Source organism: Streptomyces sp. NPDC002265 (assembly GCF_040296125.1).
In the GTDB taxonomy this organism is placed as follows: Bacteria; Actinomycetota; Actinomycetes; order Streptomycetales; family Streptomycetaceae; genus Streptomyces.
Map to the genome: position 1 here is coordinate 1 of NZ_JBEOWS010000469.1, position 6,126 is coordinate 6,126.

General features: G+C 68.6%; 4 protein-coding genes and 1 pseudogene. 4 read left to right on the forward strand and 1 reads right to left on the reverse strand.

Features of this window, described 5'->3' with window-relative positions; translation table 11 throughout:
* From ABT085_RS42695 to ABT085_RS42710, 4 genes and pseudogenes are all read left to right on the forward strand, one after another.
* Positions 1 to 1,966 (forward strand): annotated as a pseudogene (locus tag ABT085_RS42695) (virulence factor); the annotation flags it as partial.
* A gap of 75 nt (positions 1,967 to 2,041) precedes the next feature.
* The gene (locus ABT085_RS42700; protein WP_351621483.1) at positions 2,042 to 2,464 is read left to right on the forward strand and encodes a hypothetical protein; all 423 of its coding nucleotides are present in this window, start codon (positions 2,042 to 2,044) and stop codon (positions 2,462 to 2,464) included.
* A gap of 178 nt (positions 2,465 to 2,642) precedes the next feature.
* Positions 2,643 to 3,611: a type I pantothenate kinase gene (gene coaA, locus ABT085_RS42705; protein ID WP_385521093.1), complete on the forward strand. Its 969-nt coding sequence runs from the start codon at positions 2,643 to 2,645 to the stop codon at positions 3,609 to 3,611.
* 17 nt (positions 3,612 to 3,628) lie between these two features.
* Positions 3,629 to 4,573 (forward strand): DUF389 domain-containing protein, encoded by a 945-nt coding sequence (locus tag ABT085_RS42710; protein WP_351621489.1) that lies wholly within the window; start codon positions 3,629 to 3,631, stop codon positions 4,571 to 4,573.
* Between the two features lie 13 nt (positions 4,574 to 4,586).
* Here the strand turns inward: ABT085_RS42710 and glmM are convergent, their stop codons facing one another.
* A complete protein-coding gene (gene glmM / locus ABT085_RS42715) occupies positions 4,587 to 5,945 on the reverse strand; it encodes a phosphoglucosamine mutase (RefSeq protein WP_351621493.1) in 1,359 nt (452 codons plus the stop codon).
* Positions 5,946 to 6,126: the final 181 nt, after the last annotated feature.

Here is a 6,126-nt window from a genome sequence, read left to right on the forward strand (position 1 = left end):
CGCCGTCGCCGACGCGATCAAGGCCTCCCAGGACGCCTCCGCCGAGGCCAAGGCGTCGGTCAAGCTGGCCGGTGAAGCCGCACAGCACGCCAAGGACGCCCGCACCCAGGCGAACGCCGCCGGTGCGGAGGCGGCCAAGGCCCTCGCGGCCTCGGCGAAGGCCGCCGGGTTCGCGTACGTCACCGCGCAGGCAGCGGTGGACGCCGGTAAAGCCGCCGAACAGGTGGCCGACCCGGCCAACGACGCCATCCAGATCGGCTCGGCCTACGTAGACAACGACTCCGCCGCCGCCTTGGTCGTACTGACCGGACAGAGCTCCAAGACGATCGGCGAGCAGCAGCAGGCCGTCGCCGACGCGCACGCCAGGAACGCGGCGGCCGAGGCCCAGGCGGCGAAGAACCTCGCCGACCAGGCCAAGGGTGATGCCAAGGAGGCTTACCAGCACGCGGCCGACGCGGCCCGGTACGCGGCCGACGCCCGGACCTATTCCAAGGAGGCCCTCGGCTACGCGGCCGACGCGGCGAAGGCCGCATCCGCCGCCTCGGCCTCACTGGCCCGCACCGTCGACTACGACAACCAGGCCACCGAGGACGCCGCGGCCGCCGACAGGGCCGCCGGACGCGCCGAGGGCTACGCCAAGGACGCCCGCGACTCCGCCGACGCCGCCGAACTCGACGCGTCCGCCGCCCGCTCCGCCGCCGCCCAGGCCGAACAGGACGCCAAGGACGCCCGAACGGCAGCAGACCGCGCCGACGCGGCAGCCACCGAGGCCGAACAGGCCGCGAAGGAAGCCGACAAGTACGCCAAGGAGGCCCAGGACGCGGCCGACCGGGCCGAGAAGGCGGGCAAGGCCAAGCAGATCGACACCGGAACCGTTCCCGACGGCAACGGCGGCTGGATCGGCAACATGTTCTACGTCGTCGACCGCATCGACAAGGTCGGCGATCCGGAGGTCCTCAAGAAGACGGACGGCTGCGACGGCTGGATCGACAAGCTCTTCTACCGGGGCGACTGCACGATCACCGAGAAGATCCGCTACACGGAGCTCCTCGACCTGTACCTGTGCACCGCACAGGACCTGGACCCGATGAAGCTCACCTGCCCGTCGGACGCCACCCAGTACCTGGGCGAGTTCCGGACCGACGAACTGTCCCAGACGATCACGCACACCATCACGATCGCGGAGTACCAGAGCAACATCGACCCGGTCGACATCCTCTTCGGCAGCTGGATCAAGTGCGCCGAGAAGTTCGCCCCCGGCGGCGAGGAAGGAAGCTGGGGCGGCTGCGCCTGGGCAGGCGTGGACGTCGCCTCACTGTTCGCAGGCAAGCTCCTCAAGCCCATCGCGGACGCGATCACGGCATTGGACGCTTCCGCGAGGACTGGCATCGAGTTCGAGCACGCCTGGAACGCTCTGCGTGGCGTCGGCCTGTCCGATGAGGCCATCGCCGGCATCAGCACCAGAGCTCTCCGACAATTGGAAAAGGGTTGCCCGCCGGGTGTCGTCCGCAGCAGTTTCGTCCGAACCGTGAGCGGCGGAGGTGCTTACTGCAAGTGGCTCGAACTGGGCGGCCCAGGAACATGGATCGCAGAGACAGAAGGCATGTCGCAGGCTGACCGAGCCTACGAGCAGCTGGTGACCGAAGGAGTTCCGTCCGGAATTTCCTACAAGGTTCCTGCAAGCTGGAGAAAATCCGGGTACGTCAAGTTCGACGGCTACCAAAACGGGACTCTCATCGATGCCAAGAACCAAAAACTGACCGACAGGATGTTCACCCCCGAAGGTAAACTCCAGAAATGGGTCACGGAACCGGTCAAGCAGGCGAAGGATCAGGCTCGAGCAGCGGGCGACGTGCCGATCATTTGGTACGTCTCTGACGAAAGAACCGCCACGGCCTTCACATACATGATGGCCGACGAAGACATCAAGGGCATTACAGTCGTCTTCAGACACGGCCCGGCGTGAAACGTCGCCTGGAGGTCGGCCGCCCTCGACGGTGGACGACCTCCAGGCTCATGACCCAGGACAGAGGGACCTTCTATGAGCTACAGCCCGTCCATCTACAAGTTCGTCGAGGGAAGTGACACACCCGTTCCTCTGGACATGGATGTCGTTCGGGCGGTACTCGGCCCCTATGAAATCGGTGACCAGACGCTCACGGCGATGGAGGACGGACGACTTCAGTATTGGGTCAGGGCTGCGGACGGGAGTGAGGCCGAGATCTTCGTCGACGAAGCCGGCATCCAGGTGGAGCGTCCGCATTCCGGTTCCGGTGTATTCGCCATTGTGGCCGAACTGGCATCACGGCTGGAGGCTGTGATCTTCGAGCCGCGCGAGGGCGTATTTCTCTGCGCCACCGAAGCACATGTGCACCTTCCCGCGGACATGCGGGAGGACGCCGTACTGATCGAGATGACGGGCGCCGCCGTGGAGGCCGCCTTGATCGGACCACAGCCTCTCTGACGTGTGCGCAGCGTCCGTACAGCAAGCGGGCGGCCTCCTGCACATGCCGAACATCCACCTCGGGTAGGACCATCGCGGCAAGGGGGCGGACCCACCCGACAGCGGAGCGTGACGTACCCCACCCCCCGTCCCGTTCAAACTCCGTTAACAATGGACTGTGATCTCTCCGGTCTCCTCGATGCCCAGGAGCGCCCACCGGCACAGGCCGGAGGCGACTCCCTACGTCGACCTCACCCGTGCCGAATGGAGCGCGCTGCGTGAGAAGACGCCGCTGCCGCTGACCGCCGAGGAGGTCGAGAAGCTGCGCGGTCTGGGCGATGTCATCGACCTCGACGAGGTGCGCGACATCTACCTCCCGCTGTCGCGGCTGCTCAACCTGTACATCGGCGCCACCGACGGGCTCCGAGGGGCGCTGAACACCTTCCTCGGCGAGCAGGGGTCGCAGTCCGGCACCCCGTTCGTCATAGGCGTCGCGGGGTCGGTCGCGGTCGGCAAGTCGACCGTCGCTCGACTGCTCCAGGCGCTGCTCTCCCGATGGCCCGAACATCCTCGCGTCGAACTGGTGACCACGGACGGTTTCCTGCTGCCCACCAAGGAGCTCCAGGCCCGGGGGCTGATGTCCCGCAAGGGGTTCCCGGAGTCGTACGACCGGCGCGCGCTGACCCGGTTCGTCGCCGACATCAAGGCCGGCAAGGACGAGGTGACGGCCCCCGTCTACTCGCACCTCATCTACGACATCGTCCCCGACAAGCGGCTGACCGTGCGCCGCCCGGACATCCTGATCGTCGAGGGCCTGAACGTCCTCCAGCCGGCCCTGCCGGGCAAGGACGGCCGCACCCGGGTGGGTCTCGCCGACTACTTCGACTTCAGCGTGTACGTCGACGCCCGCACCGAGGACATCGAGCGCTGGTACCTCAACCGGTTCCAGAAGCTGCGCGAGACCGCCTTCCAGAACCCGTCCTCGTACTTCCGCAAGTACACCCAGGTGTCCGAGGAGGAGGCCCTCGACTACGCGCGCACCACCTGGCGCACCATCAACAAGCCCAACCTCGTGGAGAACGTGGCCCCCACCCGGGGCCGGGCGACCCTGATCGTGCGCAAGGGCGCGGACCACAAGGTGCAGCGGCTGAGCCTGCGCAAACTCTGACGGCTACCCTGCCCTGCATGCTGCACCTACGACTGATCACCCCGTCCGACCGGACCGACGACGTGGTCCGGCTGATCGAGAAGACGGTCGGCACCACCCATCTCGTGGTGCTGCCGGGCACCGCCCGCAACCCGGCGGGGGACGTGGTCATGTGCGACGTCGCCCGCGAGGCGGGGGACGAACTGCTCAGCGGGCTCCAGGAACTGGGTCTGGACAGGACCGGCTCCATCGCCGTCGAGAACATCGATCTGTCGCTGTCGAAACGCGCCGAGAACGCCGAGGACGAGGCGCCCGGCGAGGGCGCGGACGCGGTGCTGTGGGAGCACCTGGCCGAGGAGACGCACGAGGAGTCGACCCTGTCGGTCACCTACCTCGCGTTCATCACGATCGCCACCATGATCGCGGCCTGCGGTGTGGTGCTCGACAACGCGATCCTGATCGTGGGCGCCATGGCGGTGGGCCCGGAGTTCGGGCCGCTGGCGGGGGTGTGCACCTCGATCGTGCAGCGCGCCCCGCGGCTGGCGCTGCGCTCGCTGATCGCCCTGGTGGTGGGCTTCGCGGTGGCGATGGCGCTGACGGTGGGCTTCAGCCTCTTCATGGACGCCGTCGGCCTGTTCACCAAGGAGCAGTTGGAGGGGGACCGGCCGCAGACCAGCTTCGTCTACGCCCCCGACTGGTTCTCCTTCGTCGTGGCGGTGCTCGCGGGAGCCGCCGGGACACTCTCCCTGACGTCCGCCAAGTCCGGCGCCCTGGTCGGCGTCGCGATCTCGGTGACGACGGTGCCCGCGGCCGCCAACGCGGCGCTGGCCCTGAGCTTCGGCGACACCCGGCAGACCATCGGCTCCTCCGAGCAGTTGGCGCTGAACCTGCTCGGCATCATCCTCGCGGGGACCCTGACACTGCTGGCCCAGAAGTGGTTCTGGGCCAGACAGCGCAAGGAGTTCATCCGGGAACCGGCCTAGCGTCCCGGGCCGCTCAGCCCAGCGCGGACTTCACCACGTCGGCCAGCCGGCCGGCCACCGACCGGGCCTGGTCGATGTCCGCCGCCTCGACCATCACGCGGACCAGCGGCTCGGTGCCGGACGGGCGCAACAACACCCGGCCCGTGGTGCCGAGTTCGAGCTCCGCCTCGGCCACCGCGGCGGCCAGCTCCTCGGACGTCGCGACCCGACTGCGGTCCACGTCGGGGACGTTGACGAGCACCTGTGGCAGCCGCTCCATCACACCCGCGAGCTCGCGCAGCGACCGTCCGGTCTCCGCGACCCGGGCGGCCAGCATCAGACCGGTCAGCGTGCCGTCGCCGGTCGTCGCGTGGTCGAGGATGATGACGTGCCCGGACTGCTCGCCGCCGAGGGCGTAGCCGTGCTCCTTCATCTCCTCCAGGACGTAGCGGTCACCGACGGCGGTCTGGACGAGCTTCAGCCCTTCCCGCTCCAGCGCCAGCTTGAAGCCCAGGTTGGACATCACGGTCGCGACCACGGTCTCGGAGCGCAGCGCGGAACGCTCCCGCATCGCCAGCGCCAGCACCGCGAGGATCTGGTCGCCGTCGATCTCCTCGCCGGTGTGGTCCACCGCGAGGCAGCGGTCGGCGTCGCCGTCGTGGGCGATGCCGAAGTCCGCGCCGTGGGTACGCACGGCCTCCTTCAGCGGGCCGAGGTGGGTCGAGCCGCAGCCGTCGTTGATGTTGAGGCCGTCCGGCTCGGCACCGATGGTGATGACCTCGGCGCCCGCGCGGGCGAACGCCTCGGGCGAGACCCGGGCGGCGGCACCGTGCGCCTCGTCGAGGACGATCTTCAGCCCGTCCAGCCGGTTCGGCAGGACGGCGATGAGGTGGGCGACGTAACGGTCGAACCCTTCGTCGTACGTCCGGACCCGGCCGACGCCCGCTCCGGTCGGCCGCTCCCAGGGGGCGCCGGTGCGGTGCTCGTCGTAGACGGTCTCGATCCGGTCCTCCAGCTCGTCGGCGAGCTTGTGGCCGCCGCGGGCGAAGAACTTGACACCGTTGTCCGGCATGGCGTTGTGGCTGGCGGACAGCATCACGCCGAGGTCGGCGCCGAGCACGCCGGTGAGGTACGCGACCGCCGGCGTCGGCAGCACGCCGACCCGCAGCACGTCCACGCCCGCGCTCGCGAGGCCCGCGACCACGGCGGCCTCCAGGAACTCCCCGGACGCGCGCGGATCCCGTCCGACCACCGCCGTCGGCCGGTGGCCCGCGAACGTACCCGCCTCGGCCAGCACGTGTGCCGCCGCGACGGACAGGCCGAGTGCCATCTCGGCCGTCAGATCCGCGTTGGCGACACCGCGCACACCGTCCGTGCCGAAGAGTCGTCCCACGTGTCCTCCTGAAGGAATCGTCAAGTGTGAAAGCCGAGCACTCGTGCGGCTCACGCGCGGCGCTTTCACGTCACAGACATACGATGCCTGAACATCCGATAGCACTAGCCGTTGAACGTCTTGTGCCGTTATACGCCCGAAGGCTGTGATACACGAACGCCCCGGCGGCACTGTGGCGTGC

Coding starts and splice junctions, on each gene's coding strand:
- coaA (WP_385521093.1), top strand. CDS start 2,643: ATGCCCAGGAGCGCCCACCGGCACAGGCCGGAGGCGACTCCCTACGTC.
- ABT085_RS42700 (WP_351621483.1), top strand. CDS start 2,042: ATGAGCTACAGCCCGTCCATCTACAAGTTCGTCGAGGGAAGTGACACA.
- ABT085_RS42710 (WP_351621489.1), top strand. CDS start 3,629: ATGCTGCACCTACGACTGATCACCCCGTCCGACCGGACCGACGACGTG.